This window comes from Halobacteriovorax sp. GFR8, from assembly GCF_050955245.1.
Classification (GTDB): Bacteria; Bdellovibrionota; Bacteriovoracia; order Bacteriovoracales; family Bacteriovoracaceae; genus Halobacteriovorax_A.
Genome location: NZ_JBPBLR010000002.1, coordinates 413893 through 435195 on the forward strand (window position 1 = coordinate 413893; position 21303 = coordinate 435195).

20 protein-coding genes and 1 tRNA gene are annotated in these 21303 nt (G+C 36.4%); 7 read left to right on the forward strand and 14 right to left on the reverse strand.

Annotation, left to right across the window (positions count from 1 at the left end; genetic code table 11):
* Positions 1 to 53 precede the first annotated feature (53 nt).
* Entirely contained in the window at positions 54 to 851 is a 798-nt protein-coding gene (locus ACRXC1_RS02490; RefSeq protein WP_433656239.1) for a hypothetical protein, read from the reverse strand.
* Positions 851 to 1324, reverse strand: coding sequence for a hypothetical protein (locus ACRXC1_RS02495; protein WP_433656241.1), 474 nt, complete (start codon positions 1322 to 1324; stop codon positions 851 to 853). Before ACRXC1_RS02495 ends, ACRXC1_RS02490 begins: the two co-directional genes overlap by 1 nt.
* Positions 1325 to 1502: 178 nt before the next feature.
* Here ACRXC1_RS02495 and ACRXC1_RS02500 point away from each other — a divergent pair, with 178 nt between their 5' ends.
* Positions 1503 to 2882 carry a M48 family metallopeptidase gene (locus ACRXC1_RS02500; RefSeq protein WP_433656243.1) on the forward strand — a complete coding sequence of 460 codons (1380 nt, stop codon included), beginning with the start codon at positions 1503 to 1505 and terminating at the stop codon, positions 2880 to 2882.
* A 38-nt stretch (positions 2883 to 2920) separates the two neighbouring features.
* On the opposite strand, the gene ACRXC1_RS02505 is transcribed toward ACRXC1_RS02500, so the two are convergent.
* On the reverse strand, positions 2921 to 5752 hold the full coding sequence (locus ACRXC1_RS02505; protein WP_433656245.1) for a hypothetical protein: 2832 nt from the start codon (positions 5750 to 5752) through the stop codon (positions 2921 to 2923).
* Between the two features lie 95 nt (positions 5753 to 5847).
* On the opposite strand from ACRXC1_RS02505, the gene ACRXC1_RS02510 reads away from it, so the two are divergent.
* The 3 genes from ACRXC1_RS02510 to ACRXC1_RS02520 all read left to right on the forward strand — a co-directional run bounded on the left by ACRXC1_RS02510 (position 5848) and on the right by ACRXC1_RS02520 (position 9673).
* The gene (locus ACRXC1_RS02510) at positions 5848 to 6480 is read left to right on the forward strand and encodes an NAD(P)H-binding protein (protein ID WP_433656247.1); all 633 of its coding nucleotides are present in this window, start codon (positions 5848 to 5850) and stop codon (positions 6478 to 6480) included.
* 170 nt (positions 6481 to 6650) lie between these two features.
* Positions 6651 to 8513: a CheR family methyltransferase gene (locus ACRXC1_RS02515; protein ID WP_433656249.1), complete on the forward strand. Its 1863-nt coding sequence runs from the start codon at positions 6651 to 6653 to the stop codon at positions 8511 to 8513.
* A 65-nt stretch (positions 8514 to 8578) separates the two neighbouring features.
* Entirely contained in the window at positions 8579 to 9673 is a 1095-nt protein-coding gene (locus tag ACRXC1_RS02520) for a hypothetical protein (protein WP_433656251.1), read from the forward strand.
* A 13-nt stretch (positions 9674 to 9686) separates the two neighbouring features.
* On the opposite strand, the gene ACRXC1_RS02525 is transcribed toward ACRXC1_RS02520, so the two are convergent.
* From ACRXC1_RS02525 to ACRXC1_RS02555, 7 genes are all read right to left on the reverse strand, one after another.
* On the reverse strand, positions 9687 to 10397 hold the full coding sequence (locus ACRXC1_RS02525; RefSeq protein WP_433656253.1) for a phosphoribosyltransferase: 711 nt from the start codon (positions 10395 to 10397) through the stop codon (positions 9687 to 9689).
* Between the two features lie 15 nt (positions 10398 to 10412).
* Complete coding sequence (locus ACRXC1_RS02530) at positions 10413 to 10898, reverse strand: CBS domain-containing protein (RefSeq protein WP_392912140.1); 486 nt, start codon at positions 10896 to 10898, stop codon at positions 10413 to 10415.
* Between the two features lie 162 nt (positions 10899 to 11060).
* Positions 11061 to 11136 (reverse strand) — tRNA-Gly (locus tag ACRXC1_RS02535).
* Positions 11137 to 11234: 98 nt separating this feature from the next.
* Positions 11235 to 12413, reverse strand: coding sequence for an APC family permease (locus ACRXC1_RS02540; protein WP_433656255.1), 1179 nt, complete (start codon positions 12411 to 12413; stop codon positions 11235 to 11237).
* A gap of 47 nt (positions 12414 to 12460) precedes the next feature.
* A complete protein-coding gene (locus ACRXC1_RS02545) occupies positions 12461 to 13390 on the reverse strand; it encodes a KamA family radical SAM protein (protein WP_433656257.1) in 930 nt (309 codons plus the stop codon).
* The gene (locus ACRXC1_RS02550; RefSeq protein WP_433656259.1) at positions 13387 to 13662 is read right to left on the reverse strand and encodes a hypothetical protein; all 276 of its coding nucleotides are present in this window, start codon (positions 13660 to 13662) and stop codon (positions 13387 to 13389) included. The genes ACRXC1_RS02545 and ACRXC1_RS02550 overlap by 4 nt, the downstream gene beginning before the upstream one ends.
* Positions 13663 to 13677: 15 nt before the next feature.
* The gene (locus tag ACRXC1_RS02555; protein ID WP_392912321.1) at positions 13678 to 14562 is read right to left on the reverse strand and encodes an exonuclease domain-containing protein; all 885 of its coding nucleotides are present in this window, start codon (positions 14560 to 14562) and stop codon (positions 13678 to 13680) included.
* Positions 14563 to 14704: 142 nt separating this feature from the next.
* On the opposite strand from ACRXC1_RS02555, the gene lpdA reads away from it, so the two are divergent.
* On the forward strand, positions 14705 to 16093 hold the full coding sequence (gene lpdA, locus ACRXC1_RS02560; RefSeq protein ID WP_392912147.1) for a dihydrolipoyl dehydrogenase: 1389 nt from the start codon (positions 14705 to 14707) through the stop codon (positions 16091 to 16093).
* A 19-nt stretch (positions 16094 to 16112) separates the two neighbouring features.
* A complete protein-coding gene (gene sucB, locus ACRXC1_RS02565; RefSeq protein ID WP_433656261.1) occupies positions 16113 to 17768 on the forward strand; it encodes a 2-oxoglutarate dehydrogenase, E2 component, dihydrolipoamide succinyltransferase in 1656 nt (551 codons plus the stop codon).
* A 67-nt stretch (positions 17769 to 17835) separates the two neighbouring features.
* Here sucB and ACRXC1_RS02570 read toward each other — a convergent pair whose 3' ends face one another.
* Both ACRXC1_RS02570 and ACRXC1_RS02575 read right to left on the reverse strand, forming a co-directional pair.
* Positions 17836 to 18450: a hypothetical protein gene (locus ACRXC1_RS02570; RefSeq protein ID WP_433656263.1), complete on the reverse strand. Its 615-nt coding sequence runs from the start codon at positions 18448 to 18450 to the stop codon at positions 17836 to 17838.
* A 93-nt stretch (positions 18451 to 18543) separates the two neighbouring features.
* Complete coding sequence (locus ACRXC1_RS02575) at positions 18544 to 19275, reverse strand: SAM-dependent methyltransferase (protein ID WP_433656265.1); 732 nt, start codon at positions 19273 to 19275, stop codon at positions 18544 to 18546.
* A 120-nt stretch (positions 19276 to 19395) separates the two neighbouring features.
* On the opposite strand from ACRXC1_RS02575, the gene ACRXC1_RS02580 reads away from it, so the two are divergent.
* The gene (locus ACRXC1_RS02580; RefSeq protein ID WP_433656267.1) at positions 19396 to 19530 is read left to right on the forward strand and encodes a hypothetical protein; all 135 of its coding nucleotides are present in this window, start codon (positions 19396 to 19398) and stop codon (positions 19528 to 19530) included.
* On the opposite strand, the gene ACRXC1_RS02585 is transcribed toward ACRXC1_RS02580, so the two are convergent.
* A complete protein-coding gene (locus ACRXC1_RS02585; RefSeq protein ID WP_433656269.1) occupies positions 19510 to 20262 on the reverse strand; it encodes an endonuclease I family protein in 753 nt (250 codons plus the stop codon). The genes ACRXC1_RS02580 and ACRXC1_RS02585 overlap by 21 nt on opposite strands.
* Before the next feature lie 132 nt (positions 20263 to 20394).
* The gene (locus ACRXC1_RS02590) at positions 20395 to 21213 is read right to left on the reverse strand and encodes an endonuclease I family protein (protein WP_392912158.1); all 819 of its coding nucleotides are present in this window, start codon (positions 21211 to 21213) and stop codon (positions 20395 to 20397) included.
* Positions 21214 to 21303: the final 90 nt, after the last annotated feature.

The following is a 21303-nucleotide window of genomic DNA, read 5'->3' on the forward strand; positions in this document are numbered from 1 at the left end:
ATTCCAAATTCGGGGCAGGAGGTGCCAATTTTATTGGGCTTACCCTCCAACTATTAAGGGGTTGCATTACATGGTGGATACATGCGAGCAAGCTCTCCAATTGGCCCACCTGTCTGGCTATGATTCGGTCTTAGCTTTTCCCAATAAGAGTTGGTTGGAAAAATCTTTCCATTTGCCTTATACATACCTTTTTTACCAAGAAGGATATTGTACATAATATCCATACTACAGCGAACTTGGTTTCTAGGTTCGATTGTCGTTTCATAGCCTGAAGCAAATTGACAATTCTTACCACGCCAATAACGAGCATCTTTTTTTCGATTTAATTGAAAGAGGCCGGTAGGGCGATCCGTAGCGTCTGGCACTCGTCCAGTGTTTACTTTTGTTGGATCACATGAAGATTCAACTTGAGCAATGGAAGCAAACATCCAAACCCAAAATCTCTTTCTTTGCTCTTTATTAAGATTATACCAATTTGGACACGTATATGGCCTCGCTGTCATTCCCTTTATTTCATCATAAAGAAACATCTCTGCCGCACCTTCTTCGTTATCGATATATTCCGTAATCATTTGTCCCCAAACACCTTCATTACCATCTTCAGTAATGAACATTTCACAACCCTTATTAAAGTACTTTCCGTCTCTGCGGTGTTCTGTAGGGAGAGGATCTCCTTGAGAAATTGTATTATCTTCCACCTGGCAATTGTGACAATTTCCATCGGGAGGATTTGTGACACTATTGATAACACTATTGAGCTCATTCAAAAAGTCGGCTTTTCTTGTATTGATGTCATTACTATAAGAGTTTAAATTTAAAAATAGAGTCGAAAGAAGAATGAGAGACTTCATTATTTTGCCTCCTTATTCTTTTGAACTTTCTTATAGACACACTTGATGCCACTTTCTTTTGATTCATAATTTATTGTATCATTTTTGATCTCTAGTATTTGAGTACTCATCGAATCCTTCTGCTTAGCAGAAGTCTTACAGTTTTTTATTTCACTAATTTGAATCACTTTCGTTTTTGTATATGAGAAGGTTGACGTGTAAGTACAATCTGACTTTTCAACCTGTTTCTTATCTGTAAGGGGACCGAAAAAAATTCTGTGGCCTATTCTAAGACCTTTCTTTGGGGATTTTTCATCAACAAATTGAATGTCTGAGGCATCACAGAAATCAGAGTTTCTTACTAGGGTTTTATATTCACCGACGTGCTTTTTCATCGTAGAGATGAAGTCACTTGCGCTCGTGGCCAGCGCCATTGAAGGAAGTAATAATATTATTACCAATTTACAGATACTTATAGTTGAAATCTTAATCATACCAATCCTCTTATTAACTCCCGAATTATACCATTTTATAAGGGGTTAGGGATTTGTGGAGACAAGATTTCCTCATCAATAATTATGTAGCCTAAGCATTGTATTCATTATTACACACTCTATGACATATACAGGCTTTCATTGGTAGTAATGACTATTACAAAAATGGGAGAAGCGTATGAAAAGAATGGTCAATATTGCGACATTGATGACACTAGCACTACTTGTGTCATGTAATGCTGAAAAAATATCAAAGGTTAAATTTGTCCATGCTCTAGAGGGTGAATCACTTTCTGGTGAAATGAAAATCAATGGTCAAGAGTTAAACCTATCTGGATCAGGTGAAGAGTCATTTGAAGTAAAACCAATGTATCCTAGAAAATTAAAGCTAGAGTTAGATTATAATCATGGGCCAGAACTTAATAAACTTTCAGCAACTGAAATTAAGATGGAATTTGAAGTACGTAATTACGATTCTGAAAATGGAAGTGTTGATCTTAGAAAAGCAGGAACTGTAAAACTTCAAGGTGATAAACTTAAGCTAACGAATTGTACTAATACAGTTGATTTCAAAGTGAATGGAGATGAACTTGTTGTTGATATGTCAAAATTCAAAAGTCTTGCATCTTGTAAAGTTGTAGGAAAGTACAAAAATTACAATCGTATTGGTGAAGAAGGTCGTCTACACAATGGTTTTGGTCGAAACTTCTTTAAACTTGCAACTGACTCTCAATTTGGGAAAGAAGCTGCCTACGAAATTGTTAATAATTTCTCACGCTATATTTATCAAGATGGTGAAATGGCCGAGTATCTAAAAACAATGATTACAAAAATCGCGAAAGCATCTGATATGCCAGATATTGAGCCAAAAGTTTTCTTTATTAATGCTCCAATTGAAAATGCGTTTGCTCTACCAGGTGGATATGTTTTTGTCTTTAGAGGTTTAGTTGATTCTCTTGAAACAGAAGCAGAACTTGCGGGTGTACTTGGGCATGAGTGGGCTCACGTAACTGAAAGACATGGTACTGAATCAGTTACACGAAATTTAAAATCAATTGCTGCTAAGTTTGTCGGTGCTGGATTTGTTTGGGCAAACTTCGGAATCTTAGGTGGGGCGGCAACTTACTATGTTTATGATAAGTTAGAAGATATTCCGCTTATGGGATTTAGCCGTATTCAGGAACTCGAGGCCGATAAGCTAGGTGTTCAGTATGCGTATAAAGCAGGATATTCTCCTTACGGGCTTGGAAAGTACTTCTCATCGGTACCTGATTATGATGAGACTTTCTTCCAAGCAATTACTTCGAGTCACCCGAAGTCATCAACTCGTGTAGAAAAAATTGAAGAGTTAATCTTTAACTATATTCCGTATGACTCTTCTCTTGTTGTGACAAGTACTGAGTATGAAAAAGCAAAAGAATCGATCGATGAACTACAGGCAATGCCACCATATGTTGTTAGACAACTTATGGTATCAATGGGTGCTTTAGTAGAGTCAAGTATCAAGAAGAGTGTTCGTAAAAAATTAAAATTAGATCATAAATTAGAAGAAAGATAATAAAAAAAAAGGCCCTGCTTCAAGGGCCTTTTCTTATTTTAAAAATCTAGACTTGTTCCAAGATATCCTTCAAACTCTTCTTTTTCAGCTTCGTGTTTATTAATATATCTAAGTCCAAAATCGACAGGAAAGGCCCTTAGTATATTCGTGTTAAAAATTATTTCTGTACCATAACTACTTAATTGAATACTTTTACTTAAGTCTGAAACTTTAGCTTTCGTAATATCATAGTATAGGTTCATATAGATTCTTTTAAAGTATATGAATGCCGAAATATTATAATCTGGGTAAAAAAGTGGAAATAAGTAGTTAACAGTAGATTTTAAATACTTCTTTGCTGCAAAGTAGTCGTAACCACGTGAATATGTATATCCCATAAATTCATCTGATGATGGTTGAAAACGGTAGTTATTTCCATTTCCGTACTGTTCACCGGAAAATGTGAATTTGATTCCATTATTCGTGAAGAAACCAGGAGTTGTAATGGCCATATCACCAAACCAACGATAGTCCCCGCTTAATCCAGTGTCATCATCTGTCTTAGCATCTTGATACATTCCTGTAAGGCTTAAACTCCATGGAGATAAAATCGATCTAGCAGTCATATCTTTATATAAGAACATTGAAAGGACAGATGATTGCCTAATGAAGTCTGCTTCACCTGAAACTTTTGTATCAAATTGAATATAATCATCCGTTAAAACTTGTTCTGCTTTATAGGCCAAACTCAGATTGAAGTTGTAAAGGTTTCTTCTTTTAACTATAGGTAATTCAATTTGAGCACCATAAGCTACTTCATCCCAGCCATAGTCATCTGTATCATTCGAAAGTTGGCTGACCATTCTTTCTCTTAAATCTACAGTAGCACTTAAAATTGGCCAGTATCTTTTAAAGTTAACTTGAGCTGATGAGTATGGAGTATTTTCAGCTGCCTCATAACCAAGGCTAACATTCCAGCTGAAGTCTCTTAAGTAGTTGTCGGCAAAGAGGTTTAGTCCATAGCCAGTACCTACAAAGAAGCTCCATGAGTGAGGAGTCGCAGTTCTCCAGTCAAAACCACTATAGTCTTCTTCTTTATAATTACTTGCATTTTTTGTATGAATTAGATCTCTATTTTTAATATCAACCAATTTGAAGTTGTTGTAACTATCACTTGGATCATTTTTAGCATAATACTGCTTTCTATCAACTAATGCATTTATACTTATGCGTTGGCATGAGTTAAATGATTGGTTTCTGATTCTTTTTCCGTTAATTGTTTGTTCTGTAAAGTAAAGTTGACCTTGCGAAAATGAAGGTGAATAAGAAGCAATTTTAGATGTTGTACATTTTTCTAAAAGTGATGACTTCACATTCAATTTAAAGATTTCAATTTTACCTTTATACTGAGCTTCAAACAGGATTGAGTCCTTACCATCATAGTTTAGAGCGTAAAGGTTGTTATAAGTTAAAGGAATAAGTTCTTTAACGCTTTTATTGTTAAAACTAGTTTTAACAATTGCTTTTCCTTTTCCTTGACCGGTTACGATTGCAACAACATCATTATTATTCAAACTGATAGCTTCGAGATAATCATACTTGTTGCTTTCGATGCTTCTAAGTTTTTTACCTTCTAAATCTAACTCTTGAATAATCCACTTTCCATTCTTGTCGAAATTAATTGCGGTGATCTTAGAACCATCAAGATTAAAGTGTGGGTTATAAAGCCTTTCTCCAGATGTGATATATTTTTTACTACCATCTTCTAGATCGATAAGTGATAAGTCAGAATAGCCTTTAAATCCATATCTCCAGTGCGGTAGAAATTGAGACTGTATCGCATACTTTTCACTATAACTAAGTCTTGTGAAGTCTTCAGAGTAAGGAAGATCTGTTAGAACGTCTTTTTCCCCCTTCGTTTCTTTTATTAAACGAAAGTGGTTATCTAAATCATATTCAAGATAATATAAATTTTCATTATTTTTGTACTGGTTTGTTTGCACCTTATAATCTGCAACAGGTAGATTTTCAAACTTGTCGTCTTTCCATTGAGCACGTAGTTCATCAAAAGCCGCATAGTAAAAATCGTAGAAATCAATACCGGAAGCATTTTCAATTGCTCCAACAATTCCGTTTGGATATGGCCTAGCTGTAACATTATCCATTACCTCATTCCAGAAGTTATCGCCGTATTTCTTATAACCATATGAAATTAGTGCATAGCCATAGATGTACCAGTTTACCAGTTCGTCATTATAAGAGCCGCCAACAAATTGATCATATGTTGGAGTTTCACCCTTTAATAACAGGGCCTTTAATCTCGACATAAAACGTGGAGAACGTCCTCTTCCAGCAGGCGTATATTTTGTCTCTGCATAGACAGCGTCACCTTCCATATACCAAGGTTTTCTCGCAACAAAGTTTAAAATTTGTTGTCCAGTGTCTCCCATAAGAACATCAATTGCTTTAACTGTTTTTTTATTGAAAATATCTTGTTGAATGACGTGACGGTATTCATGAATTGAGAGCATTTCGTGCCACTCAAGTGTACTAAGGCGACTAGAGAACTGAGCTGAATCAAACCACTCCGTACGACGAGGCCCAAGAGTTACAAAACCATTTGGATTGGCCATCTCTGGACGATAGATTAGTGTAATCTGCTTTGGAGCATTAACTCCATAAGAGAGCCCTACATATTTAGAGTAGTATTCAATTAGATTGGCCATATAGATGGCCCTTTCCTTGTAATTTTCAGGATAAATAACTTGTGCTCGTTCATTTTCAATTGTCTTCCAATTCATTGGAGTACTTTGCGCTTCAGTAAACGAGTATTGTGAGTAAGATTTTAAAGAGATAAATAATAGAAGAAAAAGGCCTTTAAAGTTAGCCATTATTGCTCCGCGTTTAATCTGTTAATATTGGCCATATTAAATGATAATGATTGTTAATTGTAAATTAAAAGATAGGTACTTAAATAGGTGATATTATGAAGTTATTAATATTAGGTGCTACAGGGTTAGTTGGTGGCCATATTTTAGAGCAAGCATTAACAAATAATGATATTGATTTTGTTATTGCACCTGTACGTCGCCAAATTATTTCACATTCAAAATTAAGTGCACCCATTATCGACTTTGATCATATTACGACAGATATGTTTAAAGAATGGAATGTCGATGCCGTTATTTGTGCTCTAGGGACAACCATTAAAGCGGCAGGAAGTAGGGAAGCTTTTTCAAAAGTCGATTTTGAATATCCACTCTCATTTGCAAAATGTGCAAAAGAGGCCGGTGTCGAAATCTTTGTTCTTAACTCCGCAATGGGTGCAGATGAAAAATCAAGATTCTTCTATAACCAAGTTAAAGGAAGGATAGAGAATGCCTTAAAAGATTTAGACTTCAGATCTCTCTATCTAATAAGACCTGGGCTCATTGGTGGAGAGAGGAAAGAGTTTCGTCTTGGTGAGCTTCTTGGGAAAATAATTTTAAAGTCATTACACTATATCTTACCAAAAAAGTTGCGTATTAATCCTGCTTCTTCAATTGCAAATGCCATGTTGATGGCCGCAATTGAGGGAAAAACTGGAGTTGAAATCATGACATCTGACAGGTTCATTTAAATTTAAAAATGAGTTTTCAGTATCTTAGTTCGAGATTGATATAAATTTTGTTCTGATTATATTTTATAATTTAACTATCTGAAATTACGGTTAAGAAATTGTAATAGTTGTCGATAAGTAGAGATATAGATTTTTCATCTATGGGGATTTTTTGTTTATCGGAGAACTATGTGAGCGAAGCTTTTAAGAAAGGTATTGAGTGGGATATTATCAGTCTTGCTAATTATGTGTCAGAAATTGTTTCAAAAGAAAGTGGAAATATTTTAGGGCCAGCACAACAATCGATGGTAACAAGCCGTCTTAAAAAGAGAATGATGACCTTAGGTTGTTCGACACCGGAAGATTACTATAGTTATCTTACGAAGAATTATAACAAGGAATCGTCTCATCTCATTTCGATGCTAACGACTCACCATACTTACTTTTTTAGAGAGTTTTCACACTTTGAATATCTCTTAAAAAATATTGATAGTATTGTTGCAAATGCTAAGAAGCGTGGGGATTCAACAATTCGAATTCTTTCGGCCGCTTGTAGTCGAGGACAAGAAGTGTACTCACTTGGAATGTTCTTCAATCATCACTTAAAGAATTATCCAGGTATGCGCTTTGAGATTATCGGTACTGATATTGATCCAGAAAGTGTAAAGATTGCCCAGAATGGCGTTTATCGTTACCGCGAAATTAAATCGATTCCAACAGTGTACTTAACTGGGAATTGGATGCGTGGCTCTGGTGAAATTTCAAAGTTTGCAAAAGTAAACGCTAATATCAAAGATAACTGTCAATTTGGTGTAATGAACTTACTTTCTCCTGAAAAGTTTCTAGGAAGTAAGAAGTTTGATGTTATTTTTTGTCGTAATGTTTTTATCTATTTTGACCAAAAATCAATTGAAAATATCGTTGTTAATTTTAAGAAGTATCTTCATAAGGATGCTTTATTTGTCACAGGTATTAGTGAGTCTCTTAAAGGTACTAGCTTGAAGGTTCAAACATTAGCACCAAGTGTTTACTGTCTTGATCCATCTGCACCAGCAAAAACAGAGAGAACTCTTAGTCTTGTTAAAGACGGTGGTACACCAATTACAAGAACGACTTCAAGACCTAGTTCATTGCTTTCATCTATTCCAAAGCCTATTCGTATGCTAATTGTGGATGACAGTTCTTCTGTTGTGAAGCTATTAACAAAGATCTTTGAGAAGGATGAGGATTTTGAAGTTGTTGGTACAGCTGCTAATGGTGTTGAGGCACAGGAATTCCTTAGAACTAATAAGGTCGATGCCATGACTCTTGATATTCACATGCCTGAGATGGATGGTGTTGAATATCTAAAAAAGAATTATCGCATGGGGCACCCTAATGTCATTGTAGTTTCAAGTGCAAGTCGAGAAGATACTCGCTATGCTCAAGAAACTCTTAACAATGGTGCATGTGACTTTGTTGAAAAGCCTGCTCTTAATAATCTCTCTGAAAGAGCAGAAGAGATTAAGAATAAAATTAAAATGTCATTCCTAAATTCTGGAACAGCGATGACTCGAATTGATCGCTCATTCCAAAAGAGCTTTGATATTAAATCGCCAGACACGAAGGCCCGCTTCTTTGTTGGTAGCTTTAGTGATAAGAAGAAAATTGTTGCAACTCTTGATGAATTAAGAGGAGATCAACCTCCAACATTCTTATTCTTTGAAGGTAACGGAAACTTTCTTGAGATGATTAGTGAAGAATTTAAGTCTGTTCCAAATGTTGAAGTCTTTTCTCAAATGACTACAGTTGTGAATAATGCTGTCTATATTTGTGATTTTAAATCACACTTCGCCGCTGTTAACTCAAAAACATCTTCAAGAAAGAAAAGTTTATCGGTATTTGGAATCGTTTCAAAGCAAGTTGAGAATGCTTTTTTTGATTTAAAGAATGCTCAAATTCTTATTGAAGATACTGAAAGCATTAACGAGAGTGTCAAAGAGGTTGCTTCAGATATTTTCCCATGGACGAGTTTTGCTCACTTAGGAACTGAATATCTAGCTGACGATGAATAGTAATGAGCTTTACTAAATTCTCTTAATATTGTTTAATCTCTCTTGAAAAGTGTTCAGGAGAGATTATGCAAAGTCATACAAAAGTATTTTGGAAAATTCGTCTACAAACTATTATTTGGCTTGTGTTAATTCTCGGCTTTTTTTCAAGTCTACCTGTTATTCTTAATTGGCCAGTATTGTATGTCTATATCCTGATCGCTAGTTTTCTCTTTGCTATACCATTTGGCTGGCTAATTACAAAGTTTTGTAATTCACACACTCTTAAAACAAATTGGCTACGTTGTTCTCTTGGACTATTTTTCTTTTCTACTGGAATTGCTTCATTACCAATCTATTATTCAATTGTCATAACGGAAACGAAACCTGCTCTGCAGCCACAGACTGTATTAGTTAACGGTGATAAAACCGTTATCTTTCAGGGGATGCAACATATTGGATCTGAAAATTTTTATAAATCTGTTATTTATGATGTGGAAGAAGCCTTAGCAAATGGTTTTGTTATTTACTATGAAGGTGTTCAGACAAATTCTCCTGCGTCAAAGAAATTTTTTGAAAAAATAACCGCTGGAATTACTGGAGGACAGAAGGATTTGGCGAAGACTTATTCTGCAATAGGGAAGGCTTGCGGCCTAAAGTTTCAGATGGATTACTTTGGATTACTTGATGCTGATAAGAAAGAACACCCTGAAAGACATATTATTGCTGACGTTGATGCTCTTGAGCTAAAGGCAGAATTTAATCGTCTAATGAAGACTGATAAGAAATTTGCAAGGGAAAATAAGAATTTTTTTAAAGTTGCTGAGCAAGAAAGCAAAGATGACCCAAGTGCTGCGTTTGTCTCATTTTTAAAATCGGGAAGTGAGGGGCAAAAGAAATTAGCGGGAATAGTCTGTCGAGGATTTATGTCTAAGAAAATAGGGGAGTCGGACTCTGGGAAAGTAACAAGTATTGAGCCTGTTATTTTGGACTACAGAAATAATGAACTTGCTAAAAGAATTATCAATGATTCTAATAAGAAAATCTTTGTTACATACGGAGCTAAACATCTATCAGGTGTTCTTGAGCTTCTAAAAGAAAATGATCCAAATTGGGAAGTACGTTCCGTTAAGTGGATGAGAACAATAGAAACACCAAAAAAGAATTATAAGGGAAAGTTATAGGAATTTTTCTTCCCTATACTTTCCTTACTGGTCCACCTTCATTTTCTAATCTCTCAATTTGCTCTCGTTTACGCTTATCTTGATTTAAGAGGTAGATCTCATCTAGGCACTTTCGAGCTTGTGTATTACTGACCTGTGGAAACTCTAAGTAGAATTCACCAACTGAGAGAAAGTTATGAGGTGTCTCAAGTACTAGCATATCATCAACTGTATTAGTGATATCACTCCATGCTTCCCGTGAGCAAACAGGAGTGACTACTTGTATTTGGTTTGGCTTATGTTGCTTAATTAGCTTTATCGCAGCTTTGACCGTAGCACCAGTTGCAATACCATCATCTACGATGAGAATATCACGGCCTGAAAAATCCATTGGAGAATTATTCTTTCTCAGAAGATTTGCCTGCCTTTTGGCTTCATGTTTTTTATCATTAGTTAAGCGACGAAGCTGTAGTTCATTTACTCCGAAGTCTCTTACTAATTCTTTATTATAGTAACTATCACCGGTCTCTGTTACTGCACCAATGGCCAATTCTTGATTTCTTGGCGCACCTATTTTCTTTACACAGAATACATCAAGGGGGAGCTCGAACCTTTTTGCAATTTCGTAGGCCACTGGGACACCTCCTCTGGGAAGTGCAATAACCAGTGTATTACTATCTGCGAGTATTTTATCTTTGAACTCTTCAGCAAGTAGTTTTCCTGCCTCTTTTCGACTCTTGAACATATTAATTTCCTATTTTTATGCAATTTTAACTTGTCGCTTTTCGTCAATTGGACATTGAATAGCTGACTCTTTTTCAATTTCTAAATTTACAATTCGAGATAAGTCATAAAGTTCATTACCAATTGTTTGAATAATGTCATCAGATGAAATAATTCCTACAATCTGATCTCTTCCATTAACAACAGGCAGGCGTTTAACACCATTGGCCTGCATCTTTTTGATTGTATCGACCACGCTATCTTTTGGTGTACATAGGACAACATTTTGAGTCATGATTTCACTCACTTTAGAATTTGGCTCAATTTTTCCTTCTTTACCAAATGAAATTGCGATGTCTCTATCGGTTAAAATACCAATAGGAGTGTTCTTCTTTCCTGTTATATTATCCACAACAACGATGGCACCCACATGCTTCTCATACATCTGTTTAGCAGCGTCCTTTAATGTCGCATTTGAATTTATGATGACTGTATTTTTTTGAATCATGTCTTTAATCGCCATTTTTTTCTCCTTATATTTTTAAATTCAATTTGATTATAAAAGGAGTTTCTGGCGACAAGATTTAATTATTTTTAAAGAAAGGTTTTGATTAATTTGCGATTACTGTTCACATCAGCGCTGGTGTATCGTTTTAAATGAATAGTATCTTATTTATTAAAAGAATGGAGCGCGTGACAAGATTCGAACTTGCGACATCCACCATGGCAAGGTGACACTCTACCAACTGAGTTACACGCGCTTACTTGAGTGAAAAGGAATATATTGCTGAGAGAAAAAGTTGTCAATACTTATGGAGTAAAAAAATCTAGGAAAAAGTTTAAATACTTAATTTTACAATCAAATAATAAGAAATAATATATTTACCATAACGGCCAATATGGGACTCCAGAGATACTTTATCTTGACCTGTCTTTTCTTTATTCGAATGAAAATAAGTGATGTATTAACAAAAGTGAAGACAATAAGAATGATAAAACTTGTGGCCATGGCCAAGGACTTTAATTCAAAAAAACTTATGAGTAAGGCAATGACGGCAGCGATGACAAGAGTTGCATAGATTGGGGTCTTTGTTTTTTCATTAACCACAGATAAAAAGCTCATCCACTTATAAGGGTGTCTAAGGCCATAGAGTATTCGTGAGCCCATAATTACTTGGGCCATTATCCCGTTGAATATCGCAAAAACTCCTATCAGACTAATAACGAGGGGATTGCCTCCATGATGAACATACATATCTTTTATTGGAGCAGTGCTAGTATTTAATTTATTTAAGGGAATACTAGAAATTGCGACTATCGCCACTAGAATGTAGAGAATTGTTGAAGTGATTAAAGCTATATAAATGGAGCGACTAATAGTGACTCCTGCAACGGTCGTTTCTTCAGCAAGGTTTACCATGTCTTCAAATCCAATAAATGCATAGAAGGCAATGAAAGCTCCAGTTACGATTGACTGAGATTTATTCCAAGAAAGACTTTCTAACATTACAGGAATCATGAAGTCATTTTCAACTAGTTCTGGCCATGCCACTAAGCATACTAAAATGAGCCCAGTAACTTCAATTAGAGTAAAGACAATTACAAGATTGATTGACTCTTTGATTCCTTTAATTGCCAGAAGAGTGATAACAAAAATTACAAGAGTAGCAATTAGGAAACTAGGTAGGTTTATAATTACTTTGAAGTAGCCAATAAACGCCTTAGTTAAAGTCGATGCACTAACAACGCCAGTAAAGGCCACTAACCAGCCGACGATATTTGATAGGCCCAAGTTCTTAAATCCTTGATAAACATATTCTGCCTCTCCTGCACTTTTTGGGTGGAGTCTTACCAACTGCGAGTATGATATTGCAGTTAGCGAAGCGATCAGAGCAGAGAGTATAAATGAGATTGGGGCCAGAACTCCTGCAGTTGCAGCAATCTTTCCTATTAGTGAATAAATTCCTGCTCCTAAAATCGTACCAATACCATACAAAGACACTTGAAATGTATTGAGAGTTCTTTTAAGTTTTGCCATATAGTAAATTCTAAAAAAACTATAAGTTAATTAAAACTCTATTTAAGTTATAAGTTACGCTTTCCTGAGCCATCCGGAGAGTCGAGAATATATTGGGGAAGTAGCCAGCCCGGAACTTGGCGGCGTAGTTTGCGGTAAATTTCACGGCCCTCATCTTGGGTGAGATAAAAGTGCATGGCACCTTTGGCTTGATCTGGATGGTGGAGATAGTAAGGTCTCACTCCTAGCTCATGTAATGTATAGATGAGCTTCGCTAAATCATCGACATTATCATTCACACCTTTTAAAAGTACTGATTGTGAAAGCAGAGAAAAACTACTTCCAAGTCTTGCTATGCAGTTACGAACATCTCTTGTAATTTCATCTGCGTGATTTATGTGAATAACAATATTAATATCGTTGAAGACTTGCTTATAAATGTTTAGAACTTCGATTACTTCATTACCAATATAATTTGGAAGAGATGCTGGAGTTCTCGTGTGAAAGCGAATGAATCTTATATGCTTTAGTTTGCTAAATTCACTCAGATAGAAATTAATCTTTGAAGCTGAAAGCATGAATGGGTCACCACCTGAAAAGATGATTTCATTAATTTCTGAATGGGACTTTAAGTAAGCAATAACTTTTTCAAAGTCGGCCTTAAAGATTTCGTGCTTATCACTTAATTCGTTCTTTCTAAAACAGTAGCGACAGATAACAGGACAAATCGTTGTTGGAGTAAAGAGAGCGCGATTGTCGTAGCGGTGAATGAGTTGGGGGGCGACGTATTTTTCTTGATCACCAATTGGATCTTCAAATCCCTTATCCGAATGCTCCAAAGCTGAAGGAAGGAATTGTTTGGCGTGAATTCCGTCTACGCCTTCTTTCTGAATGATTTCATTTATGTGATCGGGAATAAAGACTTCGTAACGAGATGGCCCTAAATTTAAACCAAAGCGAGCATTGATTTCATCTGTGCTTCGCAGTCCTTTTCTCATTCCTGATCTTTATCTTCTTGATTTTTTTTATTTTTTTGAGCTTCTTCGTATTTCTTTATATCGTTTAGATGATGCCATTTGGCCCAAGCTGCACAACCACGAATTAGTAGGGCACCGTAAAGTGCAATTCCTGTAAAGTGAAGCATTACACTAACTGTTGAAAGAACACCTGTGTTTTGAAGTAACCAGTAAATCCAATAGAGTAAAGCGATGTGAATGATGAAGATCACAACAAATTGGATTTTATATGAGATTGATTTTCCTGCTAGCATGGCGTCTTTATATAACTACTTTGAGTCATTTTCAATATGCTCACGGATTTCTTGAATCTTTTTAATGGCAAAAGACTTGTAGATATCTGTAAGTAGGCAGTGAGCGTAGAGAACATCTCCTGCTGGCATTGGAAGTAAGGCAACAGGTTTTATTGGTCTAAACTTTCCTTTATAAGATCCACCCTTGTATTTGATATCAATCACTTCTTGTTTAGCGATATGCTCTTGAAGTTTTTGAATCGTTTCAGGAGCTTCTGCAATATTGGCCTTTCTGAAGTCTTGAATATTAAGGATTTCACCTTCTTTGAGCTGACGATTTGACTTTACTTCATCAAGAGTTTTGGCAAAAACTCGTAGACAAGCGACTGTATCGTCTAGTGCGCGATGGTGGTTCTCAAGTGGAATATCAAAATGTTTACACAATGAACTTAGTTTATGGTTCTCACTCCCTTTGACATATTTACGAGAAAGTTTGCATGAGCAATAAACTTTAGCTTTATGTAATTCCATCTTAAGTTGATGCATGGCAAAGACGATAAAGCCTATATCAAATTTTGCATTATGGGCCACGAGCGTGTGAGTTCCACAGAACTCAAGAAATTTTGGTAAGACCTCTTCAATTGAAGGAGAGTCTTTAACCATCTCGTCAGTGATACCATGGATTTTTGTTGTGAACTCTGGAATTGGATTTTTAGGTTTTACAAGGGTTTCGAAAGTTTCGATTTTATTCCCGATGACTTTAATAGCCGCAATTTCAATGATTTCGTCAACTAAAGGGGAAAGTCCAGAGGTCTCTAAATCGAGTGCTATAAGGCCTTCTGGGAAATACTTATTGATATTTTTAATTTCGCTCTGTGTAAAATTAATGAGAATCCCTTTAAGTTGGCTTATAGAGGGCAGTTACAACGATTTGTAAATATTAACGAATCGTAGCAACGTGTCATGCCAATTTTAAATAATTTTAGTACGTTGAAGAACCTTAAATCTTAACTTTTATTACTGATTATGGGCCTTATGGTCAATAGTTTGAGGAAATATTTTTATGAAGAATTTTGATGTTATTGTTATTGGTTCTGGGCCTGGTGGATACGTCGCCGCTATTCGTGCAGCCCAACTTGGAAAGAAGACTGCTATCGTAGAAAGTAAAGAACTTGGCGGTGTTTGTCTTAACCGTGGTTGTATTCCAACTAAAGCGGTTCTTAAAGCAGCTCACAGTGTACACGAGCTTGCTGATATGAAAGATCTTGGTATTGATGTTGAACTTAAAGGTTTAAACGGTGGCCAAGCTGTTAAGCGTGCAAAGGGAATCTCTGCTAAGATTTCTGGTGGTGTTGCTTACCTAATGAAGAAAAACAAAATTGAAGTTTTTGAAGGTTATGGAAAGCTTCGTACAAATACACAAGTTGAAGTTACTTCATCTCGTGGTCACACTGAAACAATTGAAGGAACAAATATCATCCTTGCAACAGGTGCTCACTACCGCTCATTTCCTGGACTTGAGCATGATGGGAAGAGACTGATCGGTGCTTGGGAAGCCATTAAAATGGAAGAACTTCCAAAGTCAATTGGGATCATCGGAGCGGGTGCAATTGGTGTTGAATTTGCTTACTTCTGGAATGCATTTGGTGTTGATGTTCATATCTTCGAACTTCAAAAACACTTACTTCCAATTGAAGATGAAGAGTCATCTAAAGTTGTGGAGAAAGCATATAAGAAATACGGAATTAAAATGTCTCTTGGTGTTGAAAAAGTTTCAGCTAAGAACAATGGTAATGACGTAACAATCACTTCCGTTCTCGGTGGAAAGACTGTTGAACACAAGTTTGACATGGGTCTAATTGCTGTTGGTATGACAGGAAATATCGATGGAATCGGACTTGAAACAGTTGGTGTTCAAACTGATCGTGGGTTTGTTTCAGTAAATAATACTTACCAAACAAATGTACCAAATATTTATGCAATCGGTGACCTTGCTGGTCCACCACTTCTAGCGCACGCAGCTTCTCACGAAGGTATCATTGCAGCTGAAGCAATTGCAGGTCTACACCCACATCCACTTGATAAGATGAATGTTGCTGGTTGTACTTACTGTCAGCCTCAAGTTGCATCTGTTGGTTACACAGAAAGAGCTCTTAAAGAGCAAGGTATTAAATACTCTGTTGGTAAGGTACCATTTACTGCAAATGGTAAGGCCATGGCCTCTAACGAAACAGAAGGGTTTGTTAAAACTCTTATGGGTGAAGATGGAGAAATGCTTGGTGCACATATTGTTGGTACTCATGCAACTGAACTTATTCATGAATATGTACTGTTCAGACAAATGGAAGGTGTTGATGAAGAAATGTTTGCAACAATTCACCCACACCCGACTTTAGGTGAATTCCTAGCAGAATCTGTGTTAAATGCTAAAGGTAGATCAATCAATTTTTAATTATATATAAGGACTGAGTATGAAAAATGATATCGTAATGCCACAAATGGGTGAGTCTATTACAAACGGAACGATTACAAAGTGGCACAAGCAAGTTGGTGACACAATTGAAATTGATGAGATCCTATTAGAGATCTCGACTGATAAAGTTGAATCGGAAATTCCATCTCCATTTTCTGGAAAGATCGTTGAGATTCTTTTTGAAGAAGGTGAAACAATTGATGTTGGTGTAAAAATCGCAGCAATCGATGATGATGCAAACGCAGCTGTTTCAGCAGCTCCAGCGGCACCAGCTGCTGAAGCTCTTCCACCAACTCCTGAGGCAGCACCTGCTCCTGCAGCGGTAGCTTCTTCTTCAGATACACTTGAAGATGTTGTTATGCCACAAATGGGAGAGTCAATTACTAACGGTACAATCACTAAGTGGCACAAGCAGCCAGGTGATATGATTGAGATCGATGAAATTCTTCTTGAGATCTCGACTGATAAAGTTGAATCAGAGATTCCATCACCATACGCAGGTCGTGTTGAGCAAATTCTTTTTGAAGAAGGTGAGACTATTGATGTTGGGATTAAAATCGCAGCAATCGAAACAGATACTTCTAAGGCATTTGGTGCAGCAGCAACTTCGACAGCAGCAGTAGCAAGCGCTCCAGCAGCGGCAGCGCCGGCGGCAGTTGCAGCAGCTCCTGTAGCAGCGACTTCAGTTCCAGCTGGACGTCGTTTCTACACACCACTTGTTAGAACTCTTGCTCAAAAGCACGGAGTAGATGTTAATGAATTAGCACACCTAAAAGGAAGTGGAGCAGGCGGACGTGTTAACAAAGCTGACTTCATGAACTATCTAAATAATAGAGGGGCAGCTCCTGCTGCAACAACTTCGGCTCCAGCAGCGGCACCTGCGCCAGCGGCAGCTCCGGCTCCAAAAGCAGCACCAGCTCCTGTAGCTTCTTCTGTTCCATCTGCAACAAGCGGACGTGTTGAAGTTATCAAAATGGATAATATGAGAAAAGCGATTGCTAAGAATATGATCGCTTCTAAAATGACTTCACCACACGTTAATTCAATTGATGAAGTCGATATGACGAATCTATTTAAGTTTAGAGAAGGGTTTAAGAACCAATTCAAAAAAGAAGAAGGTTTCTCCCTAACTTATACTCACTTCATTCTTTATGCTCTTGTTCAAGCACTTAAAGAGTTCCCAATGGTTAACTCTTCAATTGTTGGAGATGAGATTCATATGAAGAAAGATATTAACCTTGGATGTGCTGTAGCTGTTCCTGGTAACGGGCTAGTGGTTCCAGTAATCAAAGGTGCTGATAACTTAAATATTAGAGGTATGGCAAGAAAGCTTGATGAGCTTGTTCAAAAGGCAAGAGCTAAGAAGCTTACAATGGATGATATGTCAGGTGGAACTTATACTTTCACAAATAACGGATCATTTGGAATTCTTGCAGCAACTCCAGTTATCCTTCAACCACAACTTGGTATCTTCTGTGTTGGTACAATGAAGAAGCGTCCAATTGTTACTGAAGATGATGCAATCGCAATTCGTCAGATGATGTATGCAACTCATACATATGACCACAGACTAATTGATGGTGAGATTGGTTCTAAATTCCTTAGACACGTAATCAACACTCTTCAAACAACTGATTGGGCACAATTATTCTAAGAGTTTTTAAAATTCCATAATGAGAAAGGCTACCGATGGTAGCCTTTTTTATATACTTAGTGCTGATCTAATTTAACTCTTTATTAATTTCAACTTTTGGTTCTTCAGTTTTGATTGTAACGTTAAATTGGCATTGATAGATATCTTTTTTCTCATTCTTTTCAACGTAGCAATTAAGGTGTTTTCCTTTTCTTACCTCGTAATTTTTATTCCCAATTGTATGGTAGCTTTCAGCGATTAGATCGAGTTTGTCCCAAAAGCGTTTTGCTAGATGGGAGTCAAATTTGATTCTTAGGGTATTATTGTCGTAACTAATAGTTGATTTCCCATTGGCCTTTGAGGTTCCAAGAAATTCACTAATCGCTCCTTTGCCAAAATCTGTATCCTTATCAAAGGCAGATAATTGTCCTTCTCCAAGGCCATTCAAATAAAGGTGGCAATGAAATTTATGATTTGGTTCACGTACACAAAAGAAATACTTGTGGTAGCGAAAGACAAGTCCATGAACGAGGTCAGCATAGGTATTCTTAACGGGAAGGCCTAGAAAGATTTCTCTGGCATATTTTGAGTCTACAACTGAAAACTCATTAACGTGACTAGAGACGGCAATTTCTGAGATTTCAGCAGCAAATGTTTTAAAGGTTAGGATAAGGGCAAAGGATATCAGTACTAGCTTCTTCATAACTATGAACTATAGATTTCATCGATTTTGAAGTAAAACAAGTTCACAAAAGCTTAACAAAGAAAACAGTTGGCCAACAAACTAAATTTCTAACTACTTATAAATAGTAACAAGGCTTCGATACATTTTCTTCGCCTTGTGTGACTCAACATTCTTATTAATCTCATTGAACTTAGTACGATATAAGTTTGAATTTCCTTCAGCAACAAAATCAGGAGCTAGCTTTTCTAGTAGTTCCTTGGCCTTATTATTAAAAATAAGATCATCTTGAGTGAAATCATGTACCTCAAATTTATCTTTATACTTATTAGCTAAGGCCTTACCAAGTCGAGTCTTGTGAAATGGCCTTTCGGAAGTATAGGTTAGGACGAATCTTCCTTTTGGCTTTAGACAGTCCATAACCTTGTTTAGAGTTCGGTAGAGGTCATTTAGCATATAGAAGCCATCAAGTGAGATCACAAGATCAAACTCGTTTTCTCCAAGCCATGTTGTTTCATAATTTGCTTCTTTATAGTCGTGATCACTTTCAACTAAATCAAATCCCTTGGCCTTAAGCTTATACTTTTTGGCAAAGTGGGCAGTGAGTTGACCAGTCCCGCAGCCAATATCGAGGACTTTTTGATGGGGCCTAAAGTGAGAAGTAAGGGCAGAGAATTGCTTCTTTGATAAGTTATTTTGCATGAAACATTCAATTCCGTGCATCTCTTTACAGTATGTTAGATATGATTGTGATTCTTTTGCAAAACGGTAGTAATTTGAAAAGGCCTGCTTTGCTTTGGCGTTGAATCCTTTCTGACTAAGTAATTTTCGAATAATTTGAAACATAGTTTTTTATACTCCTATTTTCTTTAAAATTCTATCTTCATGAAATCTTAATCAATTAGAATTTGTGAGAACTTCAATTAAATGTTTAAAATATATTAAGAAGCCAAATAGGAGGTTCCTATGATTAAGTTTTTAGTATTATTAGGTCTGCTTGTGACTTTAGCGAATGCTGCTGTGACGACGGTATTTATTGACGGCCTCAATTTTCAAGGCCGCCAAAAAGTTGAAAATATATTAGAAGTCTTTGATATCTGAAACTAGCTCAGGAAAGTCGATAAAAGGGTTTCTATTTCCTTGAATTCTTTCGATTTTATCATTGCGTTCGATCTCTTCACTATCGACAGGATCTTCAACGTGCCATCTTCTTAAATAGCTTTCCATTCTACTATTAATTTTTGCTCCATAGCGAGTTGCAAAGTAGAACATTGCACGAGCAACATTACCCTTGTGCTCAGTAGGCGGCTCAAAGTAGTGTCCATCTGAGTGAGATGCAAAGCAGTCTCTCGTAGCACTTTTTCCATTTTTTAGCTCAGCAAAGTCGTTTGAACTACGAACGCTATTTGCCTTGGAGTCCGTTGGAAAGAGATGGTGAAGGTCACCCTTTTGTAGTCTAGAGCTAAATCCACCTGTGAATTGAGATTGTGGCCATGTATGTTCACAGTTTACAACCTGATGGTTTGGGATTGTGCCATTACCAATAGGTCCAATATTTGGAGTTCTTCCGTTAAATACTTTATTACAGTAAACACCTTTTACGTAAGGTTGATTACTTTCATCATATTTTAAGTGTAATTCATTAAATAGGTAGCGCTTAGCTTGTGAGTAAGAATTTTTTGTGTGATTTTGGCTTGTAATTCTCTGTAGTTTTGTTCTTAGGGTTTCATTTTTTAAAAGATCATTTGCGATATCTGCTTTAAATGATTCCGGGTAATATCCGGCCGTGGTCGTTAGGGCCAATAGGGCCACTACTAAGAGTCTTAATTTCAAAATCTAATCCTTGATAATGTTCTTGTACATAAAAGCATCTCAAAGATAGAAGGTTTTGCAAAATAAAAAATCAAATAGAAAGGCCTTCTTAACAGAAGGCCAATATTAGTACTGAAATGGATTAGTCAATTATTAGAAGTTATTGATCTTATCAGCTAGGTTAGCGATATCAATAAATGGGTTTCTGTTATTTTGTACAGAATAAATAATTTCATTTCTTTCTCTTTCTTCAGCATCAACTGGATCAAGCTTGTCCCACTCTCTAAGAACTCTTTCTTGGTTACTTGAGATTGAGATATCATATCTTACTGAGAAGTAGAAAAGTGCTCTTGCAACATTTCCTTTGTGATCCGCTGGTGGCTCGAAAGCACCATTACCTTGAGTTTGAGAAGCTGTACAATCTTCGTAATCTACTGGGAAACCATCTACATTATCAAATTCATAGTTACCTCTTACAGAGTTTGCTTTTGAATCAGTTGGGTATAGGTGGTGTAGGTCTGACTTTTGAAGTCCTTTATCAAAACGACCAGTGAATTTAGACTGTGGCCAAGTGTGTTCACAGTTAAGAACGTTTGAGTTAGGGATTTGCCCTGGACCCATTGAACGAGTTTGGTATCTTCTTAGTGTTTTTTGGCAGTATACATCTTTAATGTAGTAACCTTTATCATCTTCTTTTAAGTGGATTTTTCCGAAAAGAACTTTTCTAGCACCTTTGTATCCAAGGCTTCTTTGGCCATAACAACGACCTTTGTTCTTAGAGTCACAACCAAGTACATCCTGAGCATTTGTTTCTTGGTGAGTTGTATTTAGAACTTCAAAAAGATAGCTCTTTAATTCCTCACCACCTCTAGCAAGAACATCTTTAGTTTCTTTTGGGTAGTATTTGTTTAATTCTGCAGCATTACTCGTAAGAGCGAAAAGTAGTGTTGATAGAACGATTGCGATTTTCATCAAATCCCCTTTGGTGTTTGTGTGTGTGAAACTTTTATATGACATAATTATTAAATTGGCTAATAGGAAAATTAAGTTTTTCTAATAAAA